The 24,100-nt window shown below is 62.0% G+C and carries 21 protein-coding genes; 9 read left to right on the top strand and 12 right to left on the bottom strand.

Annotated elements, in window-relative coordinates; all coding sequences use genetic code 11:
• Nucleotides 1–132: 132 nt before the first annotated feature.
• Nucleotides 133–603, top strand: a complete 471-nt coding sequence (locus E6W33_RS12845; protein WP_247869634.1) for a MarR family winged helix-turn-helix transcriptional regulator — start codon at nt 133–135, stop codon at nt 601–603.
• 10 nt (nt 604–613) lie between these two features.
• Here E6W33_RS12845 and E6W33_RS12840 read toward each other — a convergent pair whose 3' ends face one another.
• Together E6W33_RS12840 and tsaD are read right to left on the bottom strand one after the other, a co-directional pair.
• A complete protein-coding gene (locus E6W33_RS12840) occupies nt 614–1,699 on the bottom strand; it encodes a hypothetical protein (RefSeq protein ID WP_136417707.1) in 1,086 nt (361 codons plus the stop codon).
• 125 nt (nt 1,700–1,824) lie between these two features.
• Nucleotides 1,825–2,853, bottom strand: coding sequence for a tRNA (adenosine(37)-N6)-threonylcarbamoyltransferase complex transferase subunit TsaD (tsaD, locus tag E6W33_RS12835; RefSeq protein ID WP_136417706.1), 1,029 nt, complete (start codon nt 2,851–2,853; stop codon nt 1,825–1,827).
• 71 nt (nt 2,854–2,924) lie between these two features.
• On the opposite strand from tsaD, the gene E6W33_RS12830 reads away from it, so the two are divergent.
• The 4 genes from E6W33_RS12830 (at nt 2,925) to E6W33_RS12815 (ending at nt 6,790) form a co-directional block, all read left to right on the top strand.
• Nucleotides 2,925–3,548 (top strand): ANTAR domain-containing protein, encoded by a 624-nt coding sequence (locus E6W33_RS12830; RefSeq protein ID WP_136417705.1) that lies wholly within the window; start codon nt 2,925–2,927, stop codon nt 3,546–3,548.
• 258 nt (nt 3,549–3,806) lie between these two features.
• Nucleotides 3,807–5,057, top strand: a complete 1,251-nt coding sequence (locus tag E6W33_RS12825) for a CmpA/NrtA family ABC transporter substrate-binding protein (protein WP_136417704.1) — start codon at nt 3,807–3,809, stop codon at nt 5,055–5,057.
• A 9-nt stretch (nt 5,058–5,066) separates the two neighbouring features.
• Nucleotides 5,067–5,969, top strand: a complete 903-nt coding sequence (ntrB, locus tag E6W33_RS12820; protein ID WP_136417703.1) for a nitrate ABC transporter permease — start codon at nt 5,067–5,069, stop codon at nt 5,967–5,969.
• Nucleotides 5,970–5,986: 17 nt separating this feature from the next.
• On the top strand, nt 5,987–6,790 hold the full coding sequence (locus tag E6W33_RS12815) for an ABC transporter ATP-binding protein (protein WP_136417702.1): 804 nt from the start codon (nt 5,987–5,989) through the stop codon (nt 6,788–6,790).
• Between the two features lie 13 nt (nt 6,791–6,803).
• On the opposite strand, the gene E6W33_RS12810 is transcribed toward E6W33_RS12815, so the two are convergent.
• Nucleotides 6,804–8,507 (bottom strand): bifunctional protein-serine/threonine kinase/phosphatase, encoded by a 1,704-nt coding sequence (locus E6W33_RS12810; protein WP_136417701.1) that lies wholly within the window; start codon nt 8,505–8,507, stop codon nt 6,804–6,806.
• 90 nt (nt 8,508–8,597) lie between these two features.
• Complete coding sequence (locus tag E6W33_RS12805) at nt 8,598–9,884, bottom strand: nitrate/nitrite transporter (protein WP_247869633.1); 1,287 nt, start codon at nt 9,882–9,884, stop codon at nt 8,598–8,600.
• Nucleotides 9,885–10,073: 189 nt separating this feature from the next.
• Here E6W33_RS12805 and nirB point away from each other — a divergent pair, with 189 nt between their 5' ends.
• From nirB to E6W33_RS12785, 4 genes are all read left to right on the top strand, one after another.
• A complete protein-coding gene (gene nirB / locus E6W33_RS12800) occupies nt 10,074–12,512 on the top strand; it encodes a nitrite reductase large subunit NirB (protein WP_136417700.1) in 2,439 nt (812 codons plus the stop codon).
• Between the two features lie 39 nt (nt 12,513–12,551).
• The gene (nirD, locus tag E6W33_RS12795) at nt 12,552–12,905 is read left to right on the top strand and encodes a nitrite reductase small subunit NirD (protein ID WP_136417699.1); all 354 of its coding nucleotides are present in this window, start codon (nt 12,552–12,554) and stop codon (nt 12,903–12,905) included.
• Entirely contained in the window at nt 12,902–15,685 is a 2,784-nt protein-coding gene (locus E6W33_RS12790; RefSeq protein ID WP_168798632.1) for a nitrate reductase, read from the top strand. Before nirD ends, E6W33_RS12790 begins: the two co-directional genes overlap by 4 nt.
• Before the next feature lie 231 nt (nt 15,686–15,916).
• Entirely contained in the window at nt 15,917–16,741 is an 825-nt protein-coding gene (locus E6W33_RS12785; RefSeq protein ID WP_136417698.1) for a nickel transporter, read from the top strand.
• Here the strand turns inward: E6W33_RS12785 and hypA are convergent.
• The 8 genes from hypA to E6W33_RS12745 are packed head-to-tail and all read right to left on the bottom strand — an operon-like array spanning nt 16,719 to nt 23,964.
• The gene (gene hypA / locus E6W33_RS12780; RefSeq protein ID WP_247869632.1) at nt 16,719–17,078 is read right to left on the bottom strand and encodes a hydrogenase maturation nickel metallochaperone HypA; all 360 of its coding nucleotides are present in this window, start codon (nt 17,076–17,078) and stop codon (nt 16,719–16,721) included. The two genes, E6W33_RS12785 and hypA, sit on opposite strands and share 23 nt — an antisense overlap.
• Entirely contained in the window at nt 17,053–18,174 is a 1,122-nt protein-coding gene (locus tag E6W33_RS12775) for a nickel-dependent hydrogenase large subunit (RefSeq protein ID WP_136417697.1), read from the bottom strand. The genes hypA and E6W33_RS12775 overlap by 26 nt, the downstream gene beginning before the upstream one ends.
• A 32-nt stretch (nt 18,175–18,206) precedes the next feature.
• Nucleotides 18,207–18,431: a HypC/HybG/HupF family hydrogenase formation chaperone gene (locus E6W33_RS12770; protein WP_211097323.1), complete on the bottom strand. Its 225-nt coding sequence runs from the start codon at nt 18,429–18,431 to the stop codon at nt 18,207–18,209.
• A 5-nt stretch (nt 18,432–18,436) separates the two neighbouring features.
• The gene (locus E6W33_RS12765) at nt 18,437–18,928 is read right to left on the bottom strand and encodes a HyaD/HybD family hydrogenase maturation endopeptidase (RefSeq protein ID WP_136417695.1); all 492 of its coding nucleotides are present in this window, start codon (nt 18,926–18,928) and stop codon (nt 18,437–18,439) included.
• A 2-nt stretch (nt 18,929–18,930) separates the two neighbouring features.
• Nucleotides 18,931–20,634 (bottom strand): nickel-dependent hydrogenase large subunit, encoded by a 1,704-nt coding sequence (locus E6W33_RS12760; RefSeq protein WP_136417694.1) that lies wholly within the window; start codon nt 20,632–20,634, stop codon nt 18,931–18,933.
• 9 nt (nt 20,635–20,643) lie between these two features.
• Entirely contained in the window at nt 20,644–21,795 is a 1,152-nt protein-coding gene (gene hybB / locus E6W33_RS12755; RefSeq protein WP_136417693.1) for a Ni/Fe-hydrogenase cytochrome b subunit, read from the bottom strand.
• Entirely contained in the window at nt 21,788–22,792 is a 1,005-nt protein-coding gene (gene hybA, locus E6W33_RS12750; protein WP_136417692.1) for a hydrogenase 2 operon protein HybA, read from the bottom strand. Before hybA ends, hybB begins: the two co-directional genes overlap by 8 nt.
• Nucleotides 22,789–23,964: a hydrogenase small subunit gene (locus tag E6W33_RS12745; protein ID WP_136417691.1), complete on the bottom strand. Its 1,176-nt coding sequence runs from the start codon at nt 23,962–23,964 to the stop codon at nt 22,789–22,791. Before E6W33_RS12745 ends, hybA begins: the two co-directional genes overlap by 4 nt.
• Nucleotides 23,965–24,100: the final 136 nt, after the last annotated feature.

The raw sequence follows: 24,100 nt of genomic DNA, 5'->3' as shown, positions 1-24,100 counted from the left end.
AATCGATCCAGTTAATATATTTCCCCAAATATATACCCGGGGAAATATACATCTGGAGCAGTCCGAATGGCAACAAGAAATACAAAGAGTAAAACTTGCGCCACAACATCCGAAAATGCGGAGATGACGCATATGCAAGTATTGAAAAAGCTGCGCATTGTCATTCGTGCCGCACAGAGGCATTCGGCATGGATAGAAAAACAATGCGGTATCAGCGGCGCGCAGCTTTGGATGTTGCAGGAATTGCATGATTCTCCGGGGCTGCGCGTTGGTGAAATTGCAGGCAAGCTCGCGATCCACCAGACCACTGCCAGCAATCTGCTGGATGTCCTCGTGAAGAACGGATACGTGCAAAAGACGCGCGACCCGCAGGATCAACGGGTGGTCAAGCTGATGCTGTCGAAGAAGGGCGGCGACTTGCTCACAAAAGCGCCGAAGCCGGCGCGCGGCCTGCTGGCCGAAGCCTTGGGCAAACTCGACCAGGGCGGGTTGTCGGAACTGGACAAGGGTTTGCAGGCCTTGCTCGATGTGATCGAGCAAGGCGACGATGCCTCCGGCATGCAACCACTGTCGTTCATGTTGTCGCAGCCGGACGTCGACTAAATTCCCAGCATCAAGGCGCGACGATGGTCGTCAAGGGTTCTTCCGGCAATTGCGGCGGCCGCTGTATCGCAGCATCCAGCAGGGGAGCGAAGCGTGGCGGGCCCTCGACGGCATCGTTGCAATTGTCCTGATGATGTGCGGAGGTGCCGAGCGGTATCGCATAGCTGAAGCTGATCGCGGTAGCGCGCGCGCCTTCCATCTCCTGCGAAACGCCCAGCGACCAGCTATTCCTGGCGAGCTTCAGATCCATGTGATCCGCAGCGGAATTCGTGTTGTACGCGCCTTGCAGTTTCGTGCAATCGCCGAGGTGATGCGAATACCGGACACGATTGGAGACGATCGATGCATCGATCCGGTCGCCGTCGGAAAAGTAAGTCAGGCGTCCGATTTCGCGACGCCATTCGATGCGTGACTGTGGGCCGGGCTGCATGCCGAGATCCAGCCGGTAGCCACGCAGATCGCCGAGCGGGAGAGGGCCGGCCGGCATGTCGCTGCCATCGATCGACTCCGCATCGGTCGTTATCGGCTCTGGCGCGGCATTCGCCCTGACGACATAGGTCGCGATGCCGATGTCGGAAAGATAGCGGTAGCTGTTCCAGTATTTTTTTGCGCCGACCAGGTAACTGGTTTGAAAGACCGTTTCCGATTCGCCGTCGAAGGATTGGCCGACGCTGCGCAATTGCGCGCCGGTGAGCCGGAAGCGGAGATTGCGCTTGGGCGCATAGATTCCGTTGAGTACCAGCTCCGATTGCGTGCTGTCGCGTCGATAGATACCGCCCGCGCCGACCTTGTCGGCGAGCTGCAGGCCGTAATCGAGCGTGACGGAAGGCGCAAGGCCGAAGTACTGGTCGAGCGTCGCGTTCAGTGTTTCGAAGCGCGTTTCATATCCGACAGCGGCGCTTTCCCTGGCCAGATCGAAATAGCCGGGCGCCGCATGATCGCCGCCAGGCAGTTCCGGCAGACTCTGCGCGATGTCATCTTCGTCATGATCGAGGTCGCCGGCGTGGCACAGGACAGGCGACAGCCCGCACGCGACGGCCAGCGCCAGGAGCGATCGGGTGAAAAGCAATCTGATGAGCGGAGGTTTGCAATGCATGTTGTTGGACGCTCAAGGAGAGGGCGCGGGCTTGTTGATGAAATTGCTTTCATTCAAGCTCCCGCTCGCTTCTTTAGTACGGCAACCCGCTCCAAGGTTCCCGCGCCGCGCTCAACGCGTTTGCGTCAGATCGTCTTGATTTCATCCAGCGGCCAGCGCGGCCGCACATTGAACGCGTAGTCGCGCTTTGCTGCATCGGGATTGATTTGCAGGCGCATTGCACCGGCGAACGCGATCATTGCGCCGTTGTCGGTGCAGAATTCCAGTTCCGGGTAGTACACGCGAAAGCGTCGCTTCTGCGCCGCCGCGTTGAGCGCGTCGCGCAACTGCCGGTTGGCGCCGACGCCGCCCGCGATCACCAGTCGCTTCATGCCGGTCTGCTTGAGCGCGGTGAGGCATTTCGCCACCAGCACATCGACAATTGCATCGACGAAGGCACGCGCGACGTTCGCCTTGTCCTGTTCGCAAATGTTGGCAATGCGATTCTTCACCAGCGTCAGTACCGCCGTCTTCAAACCGGAAAAGCTGAAGTTCAGGTCCTTGGAATGCAGCATCGGACGCGGCAATTCATAGACGCCGGGATCGCCGAAGTCCGCCAGGCGGGAAATCGCCGGGCCGCCCGGATAGCCGAGGCCGAGCAGCTTGGCCGACTTGTCGAATGCTTCACCCGCCGCGTCGTCCATCGTTTCGCCCAGCAAGGTGTACTGGCCGACGCCGTCCACGCGCATCAGTTGCGTGTGGCCGCCGGAGATGAGCAGGGCGACAAACGGAAAAACCGGCGGGTCGCGCGACAGCAACGGCGACAACAGATGTCCTTCAAGGTGATGCACGCCCAGCACCGGCTTGTCGAGCGACAGTCCGAGCCCGCAGGCAATCGATGCGCCGACCAGCAGTGCACCGGCCAGCCCCGGCCCCTGCGTGTAGGCGATGGCGTCGACGGCCGAACGCGGCACGCCGGCCTGGTGCAACACCTGTTCCAGCAAGGGAATCGCGCGCCGGATATGGTCGCGCGAGGCGAGCTCCGGCACCACGCCGCCGTATTCCTCGTGCATCGCGACCTGGGAGTGGAGCGCATGCGCCAGCAGGCCGTGTTGTGTGTCATACAAGGCCAGGCCGGTTTCATCGCAGGAGGATTCGACGCCGAGAACAATCATGATGGCAAGCTTTTTGCAAAGCTCCATTTTAAAGGAAAGCGCAATTCGCCTATATCAGCGCTTATATCATCATGACCGATTCCAAACAACTCAAGATCGTTGTCATCAATTCCCTGGTCGCGCCGGAGGGCGCCGATCGCGCGGCGCAGGTGCAGGCGGAACGGGCGCGCGCACTGCGCATCGGCCTGCTGCAGGGCGGCTACAACATCCTGGCCGCGTTGCCGCCGGACGCGGATCTGGCAAAGCAGATTGCGCAATTGCAGCCGGACCTGATCATCGTGGACGAACAGTCCGATGCCGCATTGAGGAAGGTGGTCGCCGCCACCGCCAACCAGCGGCGACCGATCGTGTGTTTTACGGAGAACAAGGACAAGGACTCGATGCATGCGGCGATCGAGGCAGGCGTGTCTGCCTATGTTGTCGCCGGCCTGTCGGCCGAGCGCGTGAAGGCGGTGCTTGATGTCGCGCTGGCGCGCTTCGAGGTGGATCAGAAGCTGCGTCATGAACTGTCCGAGACGAAACTCCGGCTGGCCGAACGCAAGGTCATCGAGCGTGCGAAGGGCCTGCTGATGGAGCGCCATCACTATTCCGAGGACGAGGCCTATCGCAAGCTGCGTCGTCTCGCGATGGACAAGAACCTGAAGCTGTCCGAAGTGGCGCAGCGCATGATCGATGTGGCCGATCTGTTGCTGTGAGTGCGCCCTTTTTTGAGGAGCCGCACAAATTCAGTGCGCGTTTCCGGTTCATTTTCGGGTCAAATGCAAGCAAAGCGTGCTGGCATGCCAATTGCAAATAGCAGGCAAGTGCCAATGAAGGCGCAAGGATCAGCAATGCCGTTCTGACCAGTGCAGGTCGGGACAACAGGACAAAGGCGTCCGAATCCCCTGAGTGAAACTCGGGGCGGTTCGGACGCCTTTCTTTTTGGCCTTTTCGATATTCAGCATGGGGACCTCATGACAGCAAAAGACACGACAACGAACTTGACCCGCCGCCGCATCATCAAGGCGGGCGCCGCCGCGGCTGCCGGTACTCTCGGCGGATTGGCCACGCAAGGTGTGTGGGCGGCCGGCTCGGACAAGCCGGAAAAGGAGGAGGTGAAGGTCGGCTTCATTCCGCTGACCGACTGCGCTTCGGTGGTGATGGCCTCCGTGCTCGGCTTCGACAAGAAATACGGCATCAAGATCGTGCCGAGCAAGGAAGCGTCCTGGGCCGGCGTGCGCGACAAGCTGGTCAACGGCGAACTCGATGCGGCACATGTGCTGTATGGCCTGGTGTACGGTGTCCATCTCGGCATCAGCGGTCCGAAAAAAGACATGGCCATGCTGATGACGCTCAACCATAACGGACAGGCGATCACGCTGTCGAAGAAGCTGGCCGACAAGGGCGCGGTCGACGGCGCATCGCTGGCGAAGCTGATGAAGTCCGACAAGCGCGAATACAGCTTTGCGCAGACCTTCCCCACCGGCACGCATGCGATGTGGCTGTATTACTGGCTGGCCGCCAACGGCATCGATCCCATGAAGGATGCGAAGATCGTCACCGTGCCGCCGCCGCAAATGGTGGCCAATATGCGCGTCGGCAACATGGACGGCTTCTGCGTCGGCGAGCCCTGGGGCCATCGCGCAATCATGGATGGCATCGGCATGACGGCCGTCACCACGCAGGATATCTGGAAGGATCATCCGGAAAAGATTCTCGGCACCACCGCCGAGTGGGTGGCGAAATATCCGAACACCGCGCGCGCCATGACCGCGGCGGTTCTGGAAGCCGGCAGGTGGATCGATGCCGGCTTGCAGAACAAGATGAAGATGGCGGAGACGGTCGCCGGCAAGTCCTATGTCAATACCGGCGTCGATGCGATCAACCAGCGCATCCTCGGCCGCTACCAGAACGGCCTCGGCAAGACCTGGGACGATCCGAACCACATGAAGTTCTACAACGACGGTTATGTGAACTTTCCCTATCTGTCCGACGGCATGTGGTTCCTGACACAGCATCGGCGCTGGGGTTTGCTGAAGGAAGACATCGATTACCTCGCCGTGGCGCGACAGATCAATCGCATCGATCTGTACAAGGACGCTGCGGGCATGGCGAAGGTCAGCGTGCCGAAGGACGTCATGCGTTCGTCGAAACTCATCGACGGCGCGGTGTGGGACGGCAGGAATCCGAAGCTGTATGCCGGTTCATTCAAGATCAAAGCGTAAGGACGCATCATGAGCGCAGTATTGGAAAAGGAATTTGAGCCGCTTGCAGGATCCGCATCGAAGAGAGCCGGCACCAGGGAAGCCCCAACAAGAAGCAGGAAGCGCACGGTAGCCCTTGCCAGGAAACAGGTTTCACTGAAACCCTTCTTCCTGGCCGTATTGCCGCCCGTTCTCGGCATGGCGCTCCTTGTGCTGGCATGGGAAATCGTGGCCGCGAGCAGCAAGGGCTTTCCCTCGCCGCTGCTCACCCTGCGGGAAGCCATCGTCGTCTTCTCCGATCCCTTTTATCAGCGAGGACCCAACGACCAGGGCATAGGCTGGAACCTGCTGGCCTCGCTCAAGCGCGTCGCGACCGGCTTCGGCATGGCGGCCGCGGTCGGCATCCCGCTCGGCTTTCTGATCGGGCGCTTTCGCTTCCTGTCCGGCATGTTCAGTCCGATCGTGAGCCTGTTGAAGCCAGTGTCGCCGCTGGCATGGCTGCCGATAGGCCTGCTGGTGTTCCAGGCCGCCAACCCGGCTGCGATCTGGGGCATCTTCATCTGCTCGATCTGGCCGATGATCATCAACACCGCCATCGGCGTGCAGCGCGTGCCGCAGGACTACATGAACGTGGCGAAGGTGCTCAACCTGTCCGAGTGGAAGATCGTCACCAAGATCCTGTTCCCTTCGGTGCTGCCGTACATGCTGACCGGCGTGCGCCTGGCGATCGGCACTGCCTGGCTGGTCATCGTCGCCGCGGAAATGCTGACCGGCGGCGTGGGCATCGGCTTCTGGGTCTGGGACGAATGGAACAACCTGAACGTGCCGCACATCATCATCGCCATCGTCGTGATCGGTGTCGTTGGCTTGTTGCTGGAGCAGGCGCTGGTCGCGCTTGCCAGGGCATTTACCTACGAAGAGGTGCGCAGTTGATCGGAAAGGAAAGCATCATGGACAAGGCAGGCAAATTCATCGAGATTCAACACGCGGAAATGAGCTTCTCCACCAGGAACGGGATCTTTCCGGCCTTGAAGGACATCGACCTGAGCGTCAGAAAAGGCGAGTTCGTCACGCTGATCGGTCACTCCGGTTGCGGCAAGTCGACGCTGCTGAACCTGATCGCCGGACTGCTGGACGCGACGGGCGGTACGCTGATCTGCGCCAATCGGGAAATCGCCGGGCCGTCGCCGGAACGGGCTGTCGTGTTCCAGAATCATTCGCTGCTGCCCTGGCTGAGCTGCTATGAAAATGTCTATCTGGCGGTCGAACGCGTTTTCGGCACAACCGAAAACAGGGCGGAGCTGAAGCAACGCACCATGGCCGCGCTTGCGCTGGTCGACCTGAGTCATGCCGCGCAGAAGCGCCCGCATGAAATCTCCGGCGGCATGAAGCAGCGCGTCGGCATTGCGCGTGCACTGTCGATGGAGCCGAAGGTCTTGCTGATGGACGAGCCCTTCGGCGCGCTCGATGCGCTGACCCGCGCGCATCTCCAGGACGAATTGATGAAGATCGTCGGCAAGACCGGATCAACCGTGGTGATGGTCACGCATGACGTGGATGAAGCGGTGCTGCTGTCGGACCGCATCGTCATGATGACCAACGGTCCTGCGGCGACCATCGGCGACATCGTCCAGGTGCGCCTGCCTCGCCCGCGCGACCGCGTTGCGCTGGCGCTTGATCCGCTTTACATCGAGTACCGTACTTCGGTGCTGGAGTTCCTGTATCACCGGCAGGCGCACCCGGCAGCGGCCTGACGTCGGGAGGCAGCTAGCGTGCGGCGATCAGATAGATTAGCAAGAGATTGATCACGATCGAGATCACTGCCACCGCTCGCCATAGTGCAACCGGATCGCGCTTGGCGAGCGGTGCGGCGACGCGCGGCGCCGGTGGATTGCTGGCGCCGCGCCCGAGCGCAACCAGCAATTCCTCGGCCGTTTCGAAGCGGTCGGCGGGATCGCGCGCCACCGCCTTCAGCAAGACGTTTTCCAGCCAGATCGGAACATCCGGACGATAACGCCCGGGCGGCGTCGGTTCGCCGAATCGTGGCCGCTGGAACGGTTCGATCTCGCCATAGGGATAATGGCGCGTGAGCATGCGATACAGCGTCACGCCCGCCGCGTAAATATCGGTCTGGGGCGAAGGCGGTGCGCCGTCGAACTGTTCGGGCGCGAGGAAGGACGGGGTGCCCGCCTGCGGGGCTTCGATGGGATGGTCTTCTTCGGCGCCGGAGAGAGCGACGCCCAGATCGAGCAGCCGCAGCTCGCCGTCCGTGCCGAGATGCACATTGGCCGGCTTGATATCGCGATGAATGATGTTGCGGCGATGCAGGGCGCCGACCGCGCGCGCCAGTTTTTCGCCGATTGCCACGGCTTCCGGTGCGGTGAAATGCGCGCCCTTGTCCAGTGCCTGCTGCAGCGTCTGGCCGTCGTGCCAGGTGGTCAGGTAATACAGGTAGTTCTTGTGTTCCGGTGTGATCACTTGCGGAAAGAAGCGTGCGACCACGCGCTTGGCCAGCCATTCCTCCTGCGCAAACGCGGATCGCTCGTGCGGGTCGCTGGCACGGTCGGCCTGCAAGGTCTTCAGCACCAGCTGGCGCTGCGATTTCGGGTCGAACACGCGGTACAGCACGGTCGCCTGCGAGGAGTGAACGATGGCCTCCACCTCCAGGCCGTCGATGCTCTGTCCCGGTTTCAGCTTCGGCGGGACCGGCAATTGCTGCGACGCCGACAGGGCATCGCGCAGGTTCACTTCAGGCAAGGCGTCGATTCTCAGGACCAGGGCGCTGCAGTTGTCGACCGAGCCCGCGGCCAGCGCATTATCGACGAGCATGTCCGCCGTGTCGCCGGCGTCGAGCTGTCCCAGTGCGAGCTGCGACAGATGATGCGTCATGTCGTATTCGGTCGTCCACGCCCATACACCGTCCGACACCAGCAGGAACACGTCGCGTTCCTGCAGCTCGCCCATGCCGTGGTCGAGCGCGACATGGGAATCGAGGCCGATGGCGCGCGTCAGGACGTGACGCATTTCCGCGCGATCCCACACATGATCGGTGGTCAGGCGGGTCAGGGCACCGCCGCGCAGCAGGTACAGCCGCGTGTCGCCGATATGCGAAAAATAGTAGTAGCCGCCGCGCAGCACCACCGCCGTGAGCGTGGTTGCCATGCCCGACAATTCCGCGCGCGCCGATCCCTGCTTCTGCACCCAGCTGTTGATCGCCTTGATGACGCGGTCGAGCGATTGCGTCACCGGCCAGGTATCGGGTGTCGCATAGTAGTCGGCGAGCAGGCCGCGCACGGTGTATTCCGAGGCTTCGCGTCCGCCATCGTTGCCCGACACGCCATCGGCAATCGCCGCGATGAATCCCTTGGTCGACAGTTCCGGTTCATTGGGCGTGACCATGCCCACGAAATCCTCGTTGCGCTCGCGCGGGCCGGCGCGCGTCGCATGACCGATGCTGATGGACAGGGGCATGGTGGATGTCACCCGATATGTGGGATGGATATGACTACGGCGGCTGCGTCGAATTTTCGTCGCAGCCGCCGTAGCTGATTTTAAACAGATTTAGATCCTGGCGGTCGTCATTGCGGCGCTGCCCCAGGTAGTACGCCAGCGTTCCTTGACCGCGCTCAAGCCGAGCAGTGCGGCGATGGCCAGGGAGGCGAAGACGGTGAGGCCGAACTGGTAGCTTCCGGTGATCTGCTTCGAATAGCCGAGGCTGGATGCCAGATAAAAACCGCCGATGCCGCCTGCCATGCCGACCAGCCCGGTCATCACGCCGATCTCCTTGCGAAAGCGCTGCGGCACCAGCTGGAACACCGCACCGTTTCCGGTGCCCAGCGCCAGCATCGCCACCACGAATACCGGCAGTGCCAGGGCATAGGACTGCAGGCCGAGGCTGGCGATGAACAGGAACAGCGCAGCGACGATATACATGAAGGACAGGGTCTTGATCCCGCCGATGCGGTCGGCGATGATGCCGCCCATCGGGCGCACCAGCGAGCCGGCGAACACGCATGCGGCGGTGAAATAGCCGGCGGTCACAGGCGACAGGCCGTATTGCGTGTTGAAGTAGATCGTCAGCGAAGACGCCAGCCCGGAGAAGCCGCCGAAGGTGACGCTGTAGAAGAACATGAACCACCAGGCGTCCTTGTCCTTCAGCACATGCAGGTATTCGATCATCGCTTTCGGCGGCGGCGCGGCCGGGGAATCCTTGGCAAAGATCATGTACACCAGAAATGCGACGCCGAGCGGAATCAGGCACAGGCCGAACACGTTCTGCCAGCCGAATGCGATCGCCAGTGACGGCGCGAACAGTGCGGCGAACGCGGTGCCCGAATTGCCTGCGCCCGCGATGCCGAGCGCCGTGCCCTGGTGCTCGGGCGGATACCAGCGCGACGCCAATGGCAATGCAACGGCGAATGCCGCGCCCGCCACGCCGAGCAGGATGCCGAGGGTGAGCATCGATTCATAAGTCTTCAGGCTGCCGAGCCAGGCCCACATCAGACCTGCGATCACGATCAGCTGGCCGATGGCGCCGGCTTTCTTGGGCTTCAGGTGATCGACCAGCACGCCCATCACGATGCGCAACAGCGCGCCTGCCAGCAGCGGCGTCGCGACCATCAATCCTTTCTGGGCCGGAGTCAATCCGAGGTCTTTCGATATCTGCACCGCGAGCGGGCCGAGCAGCACCCAGACCATGAAGCTCAGGTCGAAATAGAAGAAGGAAGCGAGCAGGGTCGGCGTGTGACCCGCCTTCCAGAACGAGGATTTTTTCACAATGTTCCTTTGTGCCTTGGGTTGGAATTGCACGTTCTGATGCAAGCGTTGTGCCATCGAATTCTTTAGCATTCATTAAGCTGCTTCTGCTCTTCCATGTGCAATGCACCACGCGAACAGGCCTGCTGCACTGCGGCGGTGCAATTTCGTCTTCATCTCGGTGCGTTTTGGCGCTTCAGGGTTTGGCACCTCTCTTGCTTATATGGCGACAGGACTGTTTTCATGGCTTTGATGACGAAGCCGATTAAAGAAGGAGCTTTAATGAAGAAGCTGAAGTTGGTCATGGTCGGCAATGGCATGGCGGGTGTGCGCACGCTCGAAGAGTTGCTCAAGATCGCCCCCGACATCTACGACATCACGGTGTTCGGCGCCGAGCCGTACGCGAACTACAACCGCATCCTGCTGTCCCCGGTGCTGGCTGGCGAGCAGACCATCAATGACATCATGCTCAACGATGTCGACTGGTATGCGCAAAACCGCATCACGCTTCACCTGGGAAAGAAGATCGCCCGCATCGATCGCGTCAAGCGCCAGGTGATCGCGGAAGACGGCACCGTCGCGGAATATGACCGGCTGCTGCTGGCGACCGGCTCCACGCCCTTCATGCTGCCGGTGCCGGGCAAGGATCTGAAAGGAGTGATCTCCTATCGCGACATCCACGACACCAACGCCATGATCGAAGCCGCGAAGACGCGCAAGCACGCGATCGTGATCGGCGGCGGCCTGCTCGGCCTGGAAGCGGCCAATGGCCTGAAGCAGCGCGGCATGGACGTGAGCGTTGTGCATCTTCCCACCTGGCTGATGGAGCGGCAGCTCGATCCGACTGCGGGCAAGATGCTGCAGAAGTCACTGGAAGACCGCGGCCTGAAATTCCTGCTCGACAAGAACACCAGGGAAATCGTCGGCGATGAAAACGGGCAGGTGAAGGCGATCCGTTTCACCGACGGCCTCGAAGTCCCGGCGGAGCTGGTCGTGATGGCGGTCGGCATTCGCCCCAATACCGCGCTGGCGGAATCCGCCGGCCTGTATTGCAATCGCGGCATCGTCGTCAACGACACCATGCAAACCTACGATCCGCGCATCTATGCGGTCGGAGAATGCGTCAACCATCGCGGCACCGCCTATGGCCTCGTCGCGCCGCTGTTTGAAATGGCAAAGGTGTGCGCCAACCATCTGGCGAACTTCGGCATCGGCCGCTATCAGGGTTCGGTCACCTCGACCAAGCTGAAGGTGACCGGCATCGACCTGTTCTCCGCCGGCGAATTCATGGGCGGCGAAGGCACGGAAGAAATCGTGCTGGCCGACCCGATCGGCGGCGTGTACAAGAAGCTGGTGATCAAGGAAGACAAGCTGGTCGGCGCCTGCCTGTACGGCGACACGGTCGACGGCAGCTGGTATTTCAAGTTGCTGCGCGAAGGCAAGGACATCAGCGACATCCGCGATACCCTGATGTTTGGCGAATCCAACACCGGACGTCCGGGCGATACCGGCCATGCAGGCTTTACCAAGGCGGCGTCCATGCCCGACGATGCGGAAGTCTGCGGCTGCAACGGCGTGTGCAAGGGAACCATCGTCAAGTCGATCAAGGAAAAGGGCTTGTTCACGCTGGAAGACGTGCGCAAGCACACCAAGGCATCCGCGTCCTGCGGCTCCTGCACCGGTCTGGTCGAGCAGATCATCATGGCAACCGCCGGCGGCGATTACTCTTCCGCCAACAAGGCCAAGCCCTTGTGCTCCTGCACCGATCGCACGCATCAGGAAGTGCGCGATGCGATCAAGGTCAACAAGCTGCTGACCATCGCCGATACCATGCAGTTCATGGAATGGCGCACGCCGAACGGCTGTGCGACTTGCCGCCCGGCGCTCAACTACTACCTGATCTCCACCTGGCCGCATGAAGCGAAGGACGATCCGCAATCACGCTTCATCAACGAACGCGCGCATGCCAACATCCAGAAGGACGGCACCTACTCGGTGATCCCGCGCATGTGGGGCGGCGAGACCAATGCATCCGAGCTGCGCCGCATTGCCGATGTGGTCGACAAGTACCACATTCCGACGGTGAAGGTGACCGGCGGCCAGCGCATCGATTTGCTGGGCGTGAAGAAGGAAGATTTGCCGGCGGTGTGGCAAGACCTCGGCATGCCGTCCGGCCATGCCTATGCGAAGGCGCTGCGCACGGTGAAGACTTGCGTCGGCTCCGAATGGTGCCGTTTCGGCACGCAGGATTCGACACGCATGGGCCAGGAACTGGAGCGCGCGCTGTGGCGCATGTACGCGCCGCACAAGGTCAAGATCGCGGTTTCCGGCTGCCCGCGCAACTGCGCCGAATCAGGCATCAAGGATGTCGGCGTGATCGGTGTCGACTCGGGCTGGGAAATCTATGTCGGCGGCAACGGCGGCATCAAGACCGAGGTGGCGCAGTTCTTCGTCAAGCTGAAAACCCACGAGGAAGTCCTGGAGTACTCCGGCGCATTCCTGCAACTGTATCGCGAAGAGGGCTGGTATCTCGAACGCACCGTGCATTACATCGCGCGGGTGGGACTCGATTATGTGAAGAAGAAGATTCTGGAGGATGCGGAAAATCGCAAGGCCTTGTATGAGCGCCTGCTGTTCTCGCTCGACGGCGAGCCTGATCCGTGGCACGAGAAGGACAAGGCACAGGTCGATAAGAGGCAGTTCGAGCCGATCAACATGTAAGCATCCGTCCACACAGATCAACTTCATCAAGGGAACACCATGTCGAAACAATGGAAAGCCGTCTGCAATGTCAATGATGTGCCGATGCTCGGCGCGCGAGTCGTCACACGCAGCGCGAAACCGGACGTCGCGATCTTCCGCAACAGTGAAGACAAGATCTTCGCGCTGCTCGACCGCTGTCCGCACAAGGGCGGCCCGCTGTCGCAAGGCATTGTCTTCGGCGAGCGCGTCGCCTGCCCGCTGCACAACTGGAACATCCAGCTGGATTCGGGTTGCGCCACTGCGCCGGACGAGGGTTGCACGCAGAAATTCAGCGTCAAGGTCGAGGACGGCAAGGTCTTTCTCGACCTCGACGAATTGAACACGCTGGCGATCGAGGCCAAGGCCGCATGACTGCAATACGCGAATCAAAAGCGACTTGCTGCTATTGCGGCGTCGGCTGCGGCGTCATCGTCCAGAGCGACGGCGAGAAGGTGGTCGGCGTGCGGGGCGACCCCGACCATCCGGCCAACTTCGGGCGGCTGTGCACCAAGGGCGGCACGCTGCACCTGAGTGCTGACCCGCTCGTGCAGATGCAGACGCGGGCGCTGCATCCGGAGATGCGCGTCACGCGGGAAGCGCCGCGTGAACGCGCCTCATGGGATGCCACGCTGGATTTCATCGCGAAGAAATTCGCCGCCACGATTCGCGACCACGGGCCCGACAGCGTCGGCTTCTATATCTCCGGCCAGTTGCTGACCGAAGACTATTACGTCTTCAACAAGCTGTCGAAGGGGCTGATCGGCACCAACAATATCGACACCAATTCGCGCCTGTGCATGTCGAGCGCGGTCGCCGGTTACAAGCAGACGCTCGGCGCCGATGCGCCGCCGGCGTGCTACGAGGATATCGATCATGCGGATGTGATCTTCATCGTCGGCTCCAATACCGCTTACGCGCATCCCATTCTCTATCGCCGCATCGAAGACGCGCGCAAGAAGAATCCGCGCCTGAAGATGATCGTCGCCGATCCGCGCCGCACCGACACCGCGCGCGACGTCGATCTGTTCCTTCCGATTCTGCCCGGCACCGACGTCGCGCTGTTCAACGGCATGCTGCATATCTGCCTGTGGGAAGACCTGATCGACAACGCGTACATCGAAGCGCATACCGACGGTTTCGTCGAACTGAAACGCACGGTACGCGACTACACGCCGAAATTCGTGGCCGACACCTGCGGCATCAGCGAGGAAGACCTGACTACGGCGGCGCGCTGGTTCGGTGCATCGAAGGCTGCGCTCTCGCTGTACTGCCAGGGGCTGAATCAGTCCTCGCACGGCACCGCGAAGAACGCGGCCCTGATCAACCTGCATCTGGCGACGCACCAGATCGGCAAGCCCGGTGCCGGCCCGTTTTCGCTGACGGGGCAGCCGAATGCGATGGGCGGTCGCGAAGTCGGCGGCATGGCCAACCTGCTGTCCGCGCATCGCGACATGGGCAATCCCGAACATCGCGCGCAAGTGGCCACATTGTGGGGCGTGGACGAGGTGCCCGCCAAGCCGGGGAAAACTGCCGTAGAAATGTTTGAAGCGCTGCGTTCCGGCGAGATCAGGATTGTCTGGATCGCCTGCACCAACCCGGCCCAATCGCTGCCCGAGCAGAAGCTGGTGCGCGAAGCACTGAAGCACGCCGACCTGGTGATCGTGCAGGAGGCCTACAAGACGACCGCCACGGTGGATTACGCCGACGTGTTGCTGCCGGCGACCACCTGGAGCGAAAAGGAAGGCACGGTCACCAACTCCGAGCGCCGCATCACGCGATTCAAGCCGGTGTTGCCCAAGCCGGCGCAAACGCGTCACGACTGGGAGATCGTCGTCGACTTCGCGCGCCGGCTCGAAAAACTGATGGGCAAGGACAAGACCATCTTTCCCTACGCGACCGTGGAGGAGATCTGGAACGAACATCGCGAATCGACGCGCGGGCGCGATCTCGACATCACCGGCCTGTCCTACCAGATTCTGGAAGAGCAGGGGCCGCAGCAATGGCCCTTTCCCGAAGGCGCATCGACAGGCAGGAAACGTCTCTATGAAGACGGCATCTATCCGACGGCCAACGGCCGCGCGAAGTTCGCCGACACCGTGTACCGGCCGGTGGCCGAGGCGGTCGATGCGCGTTTCCCGTTTCGCCTGAACACCGGCCGCCTGCGCGACCAGTGGCACGGCATGAGCCGCACCGGCACGGTGGCGCAGCTTTTTGCGCACGCGCCCGAACCGGCGGTGCTGATGGCGCAGGCAGACATGGACAGGCGCATGATCGCCAGCGGCGACCTGGTGCATGTCACCAGCAAGCGCGGCTCGCAGATTCTGCCCGCGGCGGCCAGCGACGACATGCGGCCGGGGCAGGCGTTCATCGGCATGCACTGGGGCGAGGAATTCGTGTCCGGACGCGGCCGCGACGGCGACGGCACCTACGGCGTGAACGCCTTGACCTTGCCGGCGCTTTGCCCGAGTTCCAGGCAGCCGGAACTCAAGCATGCGGCGGTGAAGATCCTGAAAGCCGAACTGCCGTGGCGCTTCCTGGTATTCGGATGGATAGCGCCCTCGCAGGTCGCAACGCTGCAATCCGCGCTGCGGCCGTCGATGCGGCAGTTTGCCTATGCCTCCTGCACCTTGTTCGGGCGCGACAAGGTAGGCGTGCTGTTTCGCGCCGCCGATGATTATCCGGCCGCGACGGAACTGGTCAGGGACATCGAGACGCGCTTCGGCATCGCGGGCGCCGATGTGCTGCGCTACGACGATGCCAAGCGCGGCAATGCGCGGCATATCCTCGTGCGCGACGGCAAGCTGGCGGCGGTGTCCCTGTCCGGCGATATCTCGGCCGAGCGCTGGCTGAAGGAATACCTGGAGAGCGAGCAGCCGGTCGCCGCACTTGGACGTCTGCTGCTGATGCCGTCCACCAAGGCGCCGCAGGGCTTCAAGGCGCGCGGCAAGATCGTTTGCAATTGCTTCAACGTTGCCGAAAGCCAGATCGGGGATGCGCTGGCAAAGCAGGACTGGATCAATGCCGGCACGCCGAACGCGGTGCTGGCCAGCGTGCAGCAGAAGCTGAAGTGCGGAATGAATTGCGGATCCTGCGTGCCCGAGCTGAAGAAGATCATTCTGGAGCGGACGCCTTCCGCCAGGGCCGTTGCCTGACAGGAGTGTGAAACAGGGCCGCTGGAAGCGAGGTTTGCAGCCTGGATGCCAGATGCAAGCCCGCTGTCCGTCTCACCCGGCCCGGCCCGGAGCATGTAACTCGTTCATGCCCCTATTTGCCGCGAATTACGTGCATCACCGCCGTACGCTGCAAGCTGGGTCGAGATGAAGTTCAGTGGCACGTTTCTTGTATGAGAACCAAAAAAATCTCATGCATACACGGAGACACGCATGCCCGAAGCTTCACTCGCGTTCAGCAGCCTGATGGCCTTCGCCTTGCTATTCGGGCTGAAACACGGCTTCGATGCGGATCATCTCGCCAGCATCGACGGCCTGGCGCGGCTGCAGTCGCGGCGCGGACACAAGCGCCTGGCACGCAGCGCGGGATTGCTGTTCTCGCTCGGGCACGGAATGACGGTGCTGGGCGCGGCATGGATTTTCGTGCGGGCGGGCGTCGGCCATATGCCGCAGTGGCTCGAACCGCTCGGTGCGTGGATCTCCATCGTCTTTCTCGGCTCGATCGGCATCGTCAACCTGTGCAATGTCATGCGCGCGGAACGCAGCACGCCGGTTGCGTCGCCGCTGGCGCGCCTGATTGCGCGCTTGCCCTTGCCCGAGGGCTTTTTCGGCAGCATCCTGGTCGGCGCCTTGTTTGCCGTGTCCTTTGATGCGATGTCGCTGGCAGCATGGTTCGGCCTCGCGGGAAGCCGCCATGACGGAATGAGCGCGACGCTGATTCTCGCGCTGTGCTTCGTCGGAGGCATGATTCTGACCGACACGCTCAACGGATTGGTGGTCGCGAGCCTGATCCGGCGCAGCGAACGCTTCGTGCAGAACGCCAGCCGCCTGTTCTCGCTGCTGGTCGCCGCCAGCGCGCTGCTGGTGGCCGGGCTCGGCGTGTCGAAACTGGCTTCCGACGTGTTTGATGCCTGGGCCGACGGCAAGGAACTGCTCTTCGGCGCATTGGTGCTGACTCTCATCCTTGCCGGTTATGCGCTTGCACGGCGCATCAGCCAGACGGCGGAGCAATCTCCTATTCGACTTCCAGTTCCCTGACCTTCAATTCCATGCCGCCGGTCGCCTGCACCTGGTAGCCGCCGCAATCGGGGCAGGGGTCGTAGCGCTGGCTGATCGGAACGGTCTTGTTGCAGGTCATGCACCATCCCTGTCCTTCGGTTTCGATGATCTCCAGGCGCGTGCCGTCGGCCAGCGTGTCCTTGACCACCGCATCGAAGCAAAAGCGCATCGCTTCCACCTCCACTCCGGCCAGTGCGCCGATTTCCAGCCACACTGTCTTCACGTGGGTGAAGCCATTGGCGCGGGCGCTGTCTTCGATGACCTGAAGCACGCCTTCCGCGAGCGACATTTCATGCATGGTAAACCTCGACTTCATGGGAAACGCAGGGGTCCAGCGATTGGACCAGTAATTCGACGTGGTGACGCAGCGCGTTCTCGCTGGGCGCGGCCATGCCGGTCAGAGTGCGGGTGCAGATGCCTTGCGGGTGGAAATTCCATTCGGTGGGAGCGACGATACGGTAGTCGTGAATGTTTCCTGCCGCGTCGAGCACGGCATGATGCAGCAAGAGACCGCGCGCATTCTGCACCCAGGCCAGGCCGATCCCCTCTGCCGGCGTCGCTCCCTGTACCCATGCGCTGCCTGAGTCGTCCGGCGCGCGCAGATGCGCGAACAGCGCATGGATCTCGCACAGTCGCGCAAGAAGGCGGGCAAACAGGGATCGCCCCTCTTGTTGCAGCAGCCAGGCAAGAAGAGGGTGATGCTGCATGCGCGCCAGTGAGCCGGTTTCCATTGCCCGACCGTTCCAGTGCGGGCAGATCGAATAATTCGTCTCTGTCATGACCGGCATCAGTTCCTCCAGCACGCAATTTCGTTCTGCATGCGGCATCAGGGGGACGTCATTGGCAGGGCGACCGGTTTCCAGTTGCCGGCATTGCAGCAAGATCGACGCCGTGGTGGTATTGGCCTCTCGCAGGCATTGCAGCAGCTCCCTCATGGTTCGAACATCGCCCAAGGTGACCTGCCCGAGAAGCGTCCGGTGGACATCGGCTTCGAGCTCCGCCAGATCGGCCTGCGATGCACGCTCGTCATTATCGGCATCACAGTACGCCATCAGACCCTGCCTGAAGCGTGCCAGCGCACGTGTATCGGTGGGCAATTCCATCAGGCGCGGCAGATCAATCAGGAAGCGCCACAGCAATTCCTGCAAGGCTTCAGCGGCAACCGCACGTTCGCGCCACGCCGGAACGCGCGACGTAGCGTCGCCTGCAGCCTGCAATGCCGTTGCCGCAGCAGCGGTTTGCGCCTTGCCGCACAGGCTGAAGAGCATGGAGATGATTTGCAATGCGTGCTCGGGACGCTTGCCGTGCAGAAGTGTCTGGATGGGAACGAGCTTGCGCGGCTGCAGTGCGGCGGCAGTGACGTGCCTGCCGTCCCAGTCCAGCTTGATGCGGATTTTCCCTTCCAGGCTCACGGTGCAATAGGAAATTCAGTCAGAGGTCGCGGTCAATTTTCCGCATGATCGACGATCCCGTCCAAAATAGCCAGTGTTTCCAGCGCGCGATCCGGCGCCACGCATTCGTAGGCGAAGCCCCCGGCCTGGATCAGCAGATACTCGCCGAGCTGCACCGGGTGCTGCATCAGGAGCAGGCTCACATGACGTTGCCGGCCGAATGCTTCGACCGTTGCCATGTCGCCGTCGATGGCAACGATGCGCGAAGGGATGGCCATGCACATCAGGCCGCCTCCTGTGCGATCGGTTCGACCGCGATGCCGAGCAGGGCCAGCTCGGCGACCAGGTGGGAGGTCAGCGCCGGCAACAAGGCTTCCACTTGCGGCGTGAGCGCCATGCCGGTGTCGAGCGACACCGGTTCGACGCCGAACACGGTCACGCCGCCGGGTTGTTCATCATTGAACGCCAGCGTCGCCAGCACATCGGACAGGCCGACCTGATGCGGCGACAGCTTGGTCTTGAAAAACACCGGCACATCGGGACCGGCGATGCGCACCATGGTGCCGGGCGCTTTCCTGCTGCGCACCGCATCGACGATGATCAGGTGCGTGGCATTGGCGAGGTCTTCCAGCAATTCCATGCCGGCGGTTCCGCCGTCGATCACCTCGACACCGGGCGGCACGCGGTACTCGCGCTGGAAGCGTTCGACCGCACGCACGCCGACACCTTCGTCGGAGAGAAGGATGTTGCCGACGCCGAGGATGACGATGCGCATGGCTATAACACCTGAACTTTCACAACCTCCTGCTGGTCAGCGTCGAGCACATGCACCGCACAGGCGAGGCAGGGGTCGAAGGAGTGCACCGTGCGCAGCACTTCCAGCGGGCGCTCCGGATCGGCCACCGGCGTATTCAGCAGCGATGCCTCGTACGGCCCGATGGCGTCATGCTCGTTGCGCGGCGCCGCGTTCCATGTGGTCGGCACGACGCATTGATAATTGCTGATCTTGCCGTCATTGAGAACGACCCAGTGCGACAGCGCGCCGCGCGGCGCTTCGTGGAAACCGACGCCGGTGACTTCGCCTTTCGGGAAGCTCGGCTTGTTGAAGGTCTTCTGGTCGCCCTTGGCAATGTTCTCGACCAGCAGTTGCCACTGCTGCGCGAGGATGTCGACCTGCACCGCGCAGGACACGGCGCGCGCTGCGTGGCGGCCGATGGTGGAGTGCAGGGCGGCGACCGGGACCTTGGTTTTCGCCAGTGCACTGACTGTGTCGAGCGTCTGGTTCACATACTTGATGGTCGGCTCATGCTTGGCCGCGACCATGGTCAGCACGCGCGACAAGGGGCCGACTTGCGCCGGCTTGCCATAGAAGGTCGGCGACTTGACCCAGGAATATTTGCCGTCGTCCTGGAAGTCGGTGTATTGCGGCTCGGTCTCGCCCTTGAACGGATGCAGCGCGCCCTTGCCGCCCTTGTACCAGGCGTGCTTGACGCTCTCCTCGACGCCGTCGCGGAAATACTGGTCGCTGAAGCTCTTGATCTGCTTGAAGGAAGCGAGATCGCCCCCCTGGATGTAGCCGCCCGGCATGGCGAACTGTGTGCCCTTGGTGTCGAGCGGAATATCCGGCACTGCGAGGTACTCCATGACGCCGGCGCCGATGCCGGTCCAGTCGGCATAGAAGGCGCCAATGGCGGCCACGTCGACCAGATACACGTTCTTCACGAAATCGGCCAGCTCGTCGATCCAGCCCTTGACCGCCATCAGGCGTTCCATGGTCAGCGAGGATTGCGAATCGAAATCGATCGGGTTGGACACGCCGCCCACGGCAATGTTCTGGATGTGCGGTGTCTTCGCGCCGAGGATGGACACGATCTTGTTCGCCTTGCGCTGGATATCCAGCGCCTGCAGATAGTGCGTGGTCGCCAGCAGGTTTACTTCCGGCGTCAGCTTCATCGCCGGGTGGCCCCAGTAGCCATTGGTGAAGATGCCGAGCTGCCCGGTGCCGACGAAGCCGGACAGGCGCTCTTTCACCTTCGCGAATTCATGCTTGCTGTTGCCGCTCCAGGTCGACAGGCTTTCCGCCAGTTGAGCGGTCTTCGCCGGGTCTCCCTTGAGTGCCGAGGTGACGTCCACCCAGTCCAGCGCGGACAGATGGTAGAAGTGCACGATGTGGTCGTGGATCGCGTGCGCCGTGATGATCAGGTTGCGGATGTATTGCGCGTTGAGCGGGATTTCCATCTTCAGCGCGTTTTCGATGGCGCGCACCGAGGTGATTGCATGCACGGTGGTGCAGACGCCGCAGATGCGCTGCGTGATCGACCAGGCGTCGCGCGGATCGCGTCCTACCAGGATCTGCTCCACGCCGCGCCACATCTGGCCCGAGGCCCATGCCTTCTTGACCTTGCCGCCGTCAACCTCGCAGTCGATCCGGAGATGGCCCTCAATCCTGGTGATCGGATCGATCGTGATTCTCTTTGTCATGCTTGTCTCCTAAATTGATTCTTCTTGCGGCAGGATCGGCAGATACCGAACCAGCACGATGTAGCCCAGGATTTCGATTGCGATAATGCCGATGCTGACCATGAGTTCCGGCACCGAGGGGAAGTAGCTCCAGCCCAGCCCGGTGCTGTAACCGACGATATAGGCGTTGATGCGCAGCAGGAAGGCGCCCGCCATCAGCAGCACGGCGGCGACGAACAGCTTGGCCGGCTGAGTGCGGCGCTTCTCGTCGCGCAGCATGAACACCGGCACGATGAAGGCGATCATCTCGATCCAGAACATCAAGGCCTTGAGTCCGGGTTCGAACATGAAGCCGAACGCACCGCGCATCGCCAGATCTGCCAGGCGGATGATGATGTACGCCGCCACTGTCCATACCATCAGGCGCGACAGTTTGGTCATCAAATCCATTTCCAATGCGCGCCGGAATCCGGACGAGGACAGGCAGGATTCGAAGATCACCACCGCGAAGCCGGTCGTCACCGCAGTCATCAGAAACAGCAGCGAAATGACCGGACTTTGCCACAGCGGATGCACGTGATAGCCGAACACCGTGAGCATGGCGCCGAGCGAGGACTGGTGCATGGACGGCAATACCACACCGAGCGCGATGAAGAAGAACAGCACCTTGCTCAGTTTTTTCTTCGCCACGTTGAGGCCGAACTTCTCCAGCAGCGCCGGCGCGAACTCGATCCACATCACGAGGATATAGGCCGACACGCACAAGGCCACTTCCAGCATCACCGAATTGAGCTGCGCGTAGCCCGGCCAGAACACATGCCAGAAATTCCAGTAGCGGCCGAGGTCGATGGCTGCCGAAAGGCCGGCCAGCGTGTAGCCGAACAGGCTGCCCAGCAGCGCCGGCCGCACCATCGGGTGGTACTCGCCCTTGTTGAAGATATAGACCAGGATCGCCATGACGTAGCCGCCGCAGGCGAAGGCGGAGCCGATCATGACGTCGTACACGACCCAGATGCCCCAGGTCTGTCCGTCGCTGATATTGCTGACCGCGCCCATGCCGTACAGGAAGCGAACGCCGAGGATGACGACCGCGATCGCTGCCAGGATGGCGAGCGTAACGGTAGTCGGCGTCACCATCGGTCCGCCGAGCGGAGCAGGGGCGGCGTGATGTGCATCAGACATCGGAACCTCCTTGTGTCTTGTCCGTCGGCTTGGTGTCGTGGCTGTCGTCGTCCTTCACGTTGCGCTTCGCAATGAAGCCGAGCACACCGAGGAAGGCGATCGGCAGCACCATGCCGCTGTACAGGCCGTGCTGTATGGTTTCCGAATTGGCCGCGAAGGAGCGTTCGGGCAGCGTGGGCATGCCCAGCTTCTCGAACGGCACGGCGGACAGGCGAATCACCTGCGTGCCGCCGACTTCCTTGTCGCCGTACACCTTCTGCACATAGTTCGGGATCTTCGCCACATGCGGTGACTGGTCACGGGTGTTGAGGTTGCCGCGCGGGAAAGCGGTTTCCACGCCGGGCTTGAGTTCCATCCGGCGTTTCGCCTCCACCTTGAGGTCCTTCACCTTGCCGAACAGTGTCGCGCCGGTCGGGCACACTTCCGCGCAAGCGGCATACTTGCCTTCCGCCATGCGGTGCTTGCACAACTGGCACTTGGAGATCTTCGGGATCGCCTTGTCGTACTCGAAGCGCGGCACGCCGAACGGGCAGGCGGCAACGCAGTAGCGGCAGCCGATGCAGGCATCCTTGTTGTAGCTGACGATGCCCGTCACCGGGTCTTTCGTCATCGCCTTCACCGGGCAGGCCGACACGCAGGACGGGTCCGCGCAGTGCAGGCAGGACGCCTTGTTGAAGGCAAAGCCGTTGATCTCGCTGTCCTTCTTCTCGCCCGTGCCGTTCTTGTACAGCTTGATGACGTTGAGCGTCTTGCCGGACAGGTCGAGCGGTGTGTCCCAGAGCTGGTCTTCAGTGGAAAATTCCGGAGGCATGCCGTTGGCTTCCTTGCACGCCGCGACGCAGGCTTTGCAGCCGATGCATAGCGTGCTGTCGAACAACAGGCCGACCGCTTCCGGCGGTATCGGCTTGTTGTCGCGGGCCTCCACCGAAGTGGCCGTGGCGAGCAATGCTCCGCCACCCAGCGCGCCCTTCAGGAAATCGCGCCGGTCGATGGTCATGATTCCGTCCTCTCGGTGTCAGCGGACGGCTTGCCGGTGGATTTGCTCGGACATTCCGTCTGGCACTTGCCGAGATTCTTCGCCATCGCGACAGTGCCGCCCACGACCGCGCCGGCAACACCCGCAACGACCGCGACCGCGCCCATGGTCGCGCCATGGCCCTTTTCTTCCTCGACGCGCGGATAACTGACCGGCGGCACATTGGTCTTGAGTTCGGCCAGCGCATGGATCGGTTTCGCGAAGCCCACGCCTTGCTCGGTGCAGCCGATGCAGGGATGGCCCGTGCCGACCGGCCAGCTCGCATTGCCCACGTCGCCGAACAGGATGGACGGACAGTTGGCGTAAGTCTCCGGTCCCTTGCAACCGAGCTTGTACAGGCACCATCCCTTGCGATGGCCCTCGTCGCCGAATTCCATCGCGAAGCGGCCGGCATCGAAGTGCGCGCGCCGTTCGCAGTTGTCGTGCACCAGGCGCGAATAGGCGAACTTCGGGCGGCTCTTGGCATCGAGTTCCGGCAATTTGCCGAAGGTCAGGAAGTGCACCACCGTCGAAAGGAAGTTATACGGATTCGGCGGGCAGCCGGGAATGTTCGCTACCGGCTTGCCGAGCACTTGCGCCGCGCTCGACGCACCTGTGGGATTCGGCCCGGTGGAGGGCATGCCGCCCCAGGCAGCGCAACTGCCGATGGCGATCACCGCCGCAGCATCGGCTGCGCATTCCTTCAGCATATCGATCGCGGTCTGGCCGCCGATCTTGCAATAGACGCCGTTGTCCTTGGTCGGGATCGCGCCTTCCACCACGAGCAGATATTTGCCCTTGTTGGCCTTCATCGCCGCGCGCCGTGCTGCCTCGGCCTGATGGCCCGCCGCGGCGAACAGGGTCTCGTGATAATCGAGCGAAATGACGTCGAGGATCAGCTTCTCGAGCGTCGGATGTTCCGCACGCAACATTGACTCGGTGCAGCCGGTGCATTCCTGAAAGTGCAGCCAGATTACCGAAGGCCGCTTCTTGTTGGCCACTGCCTGCACGATTGCCGCATCGGCGCCTGTGGGCAGGCCCATGGTCGATGCCATTGCCGTGCATAACTGCAGAAAACTGCGGCGCGAAATGCCGAGCCGTTTCTCGACCGCCGCAACGTGATCTTCCTTGCGGCCGTGCTTGTTCTTGTTCATCCCGCTCCCCTCTCCGTTGATGTTCGAAACGCATCGACTGGAATATGTAAGACAAATGACGACAGGCGCGATGCGCAACAATGCATTCCTGCCGAGTCGTCTGCTGTCGCCGTCATGAGCTGTCACGAATATTGCA

Origin of the sequence: Herbaspirillum sp. ST 5-3, from assembly GCF_004804275.1 — a bacterium.
Lineage (GTDB): Bacteria > Pseudomonadota > Gammaproteobacteria > Burkholderiales > Burkholderiaceae_D > Noviherbaspirillum.
This window is presented reverse-complemented; position numbering and strand designations above follow the sequence as displayed.

Coding starts and splice junctions, on each gene's coding strand:
- E6W33_RS12770 (WP_211097323.1), bottom strand. CDS start 18,431: ATGGCCATCCCTTCGCGCATCGTTGCCATCGACGGCGACATGGCAACG.
- hybA (WP_136417692.1), bottom strand. CDS start 22,792: ATGACCATCGACCGGCGCGATTTCCTGAAGGGCGCGCTGGGTGGCGGA.
- E6W33_RS12825 (WP_136417704.1), top strand. CDS start 3,807: ATGACAGCAAAAGACACGACAACGAACTTGACCCGCCGCCGCATCATC.
- E6W33_RS12845 (WP_247869634.1), top strand. CDS start 133: ATGCAAGTATTGAAAAAGCTGCGCATTGTCATTCGTGCCGCACAGAGG.
- E6W33_RS12815 (WP_136417702.1), top strand. CDS start 5,987: ATGGACAAGGCAGGCAAATTCATCGAGATTCAACACGCGGAAATGAGC.
- nirB (WP_136417700.1), top strand. CDS start 10,074: ATGAAGAAGCTGAAGTTGGTCATGGTCGGCAATGGCATGGCGGGTGTG.
- ntrB (WP_136417703.1), top strand. CDS start 5,067: ATGAGCGCAGTATTGGAAAAGGAATTTGAGCCGCTTGCAGGATCCGCA.
- nirD (WP_136417699.1), top strand. CDS start 12,552: ATGTCGAAACAATGGAAAGCCGTCTGCAATGTCAATGATGTGCCGATG.
- E6W33_RS12785 (WP_136417698.1), top strand. CDS start 15,917: ATGCCCGAAGCTTCACTCGCGTTCAGCAGCCTGATGGCCTTCGCCTTG.
- hybB (WP_136417693.1), bottom strand. CDS start 21,795: ATGTCTGATGCACATCACGCCGCCCCTGCTCCGCTCGGCGGACCGATG.
- hypA (WP_247869632.1), bottom strand. CDS start 17,078: ATGAAGTCGAGGTTTACCATGCATGAAATGTCGCTCGCGGAAGGCGTG.
- E6W33_RS12760 (WP_136417694.1), bottom strand. CDS start 20,634: ATGACAAAGAGAATCACGATCGATCCGATCACCAGGATTGAGGGCCAT.
- tsaD (WP_136417706.1), bottom strand. CDS start 2,853: ATGATTGTTCTCGGCGTCGAATCCTCCTGCGATGAAACCGGCCTGGCC.
- E6W33_RS12830 (WP_136417705.1), top strand. CDS start 2,925: ATGACCGATTCCAAACAACTCAAGATCGTTGTCATCAATTCCCTGGTC.
- E6W33_RS12790 (WP_168798632.1), top strand. CDS start 12,902: ATGACTGCAATACGCGAATCAAAAGCGACTTGCTGCTATTGCGGCGTC.
- E6W33_RS12810 (WP_136417701.1), bottom strand. CDS start 8,507: ATGCCCCTGTCCATCAGCATCGGTCATGCGACGCGCGCCGGCCCGCGC.
- E6W33_RS12805 (WP_247869633.1), bottom strand. CDS start 9,884: ATGCTAAAGAATTCGATGGCACAACGCTTGCATCAGAACGTGCAATTC.
- E6W33_RS12840 (WP_136417707.1), bottom strand. CDS start 1,699: ATGCATTGCAAACCTCCGCTCATCAGATTGCTTTTCACCCGATCGCTC.
- E6W33_RS12765 (WP_136417695.1), bottom strand. CDS start 18,928: ATGCGCATCGTCATCCTCGGCGTCGGCAACATCCTTCTCTCCGACGAA.
- E6W33_RS12745 (WP_136417691.1), bottom strand. CDS start 23,964: ATGAACAAGAACAAGCACGGCCGCAAGGAAGATCACGTTGCGGCGGTC.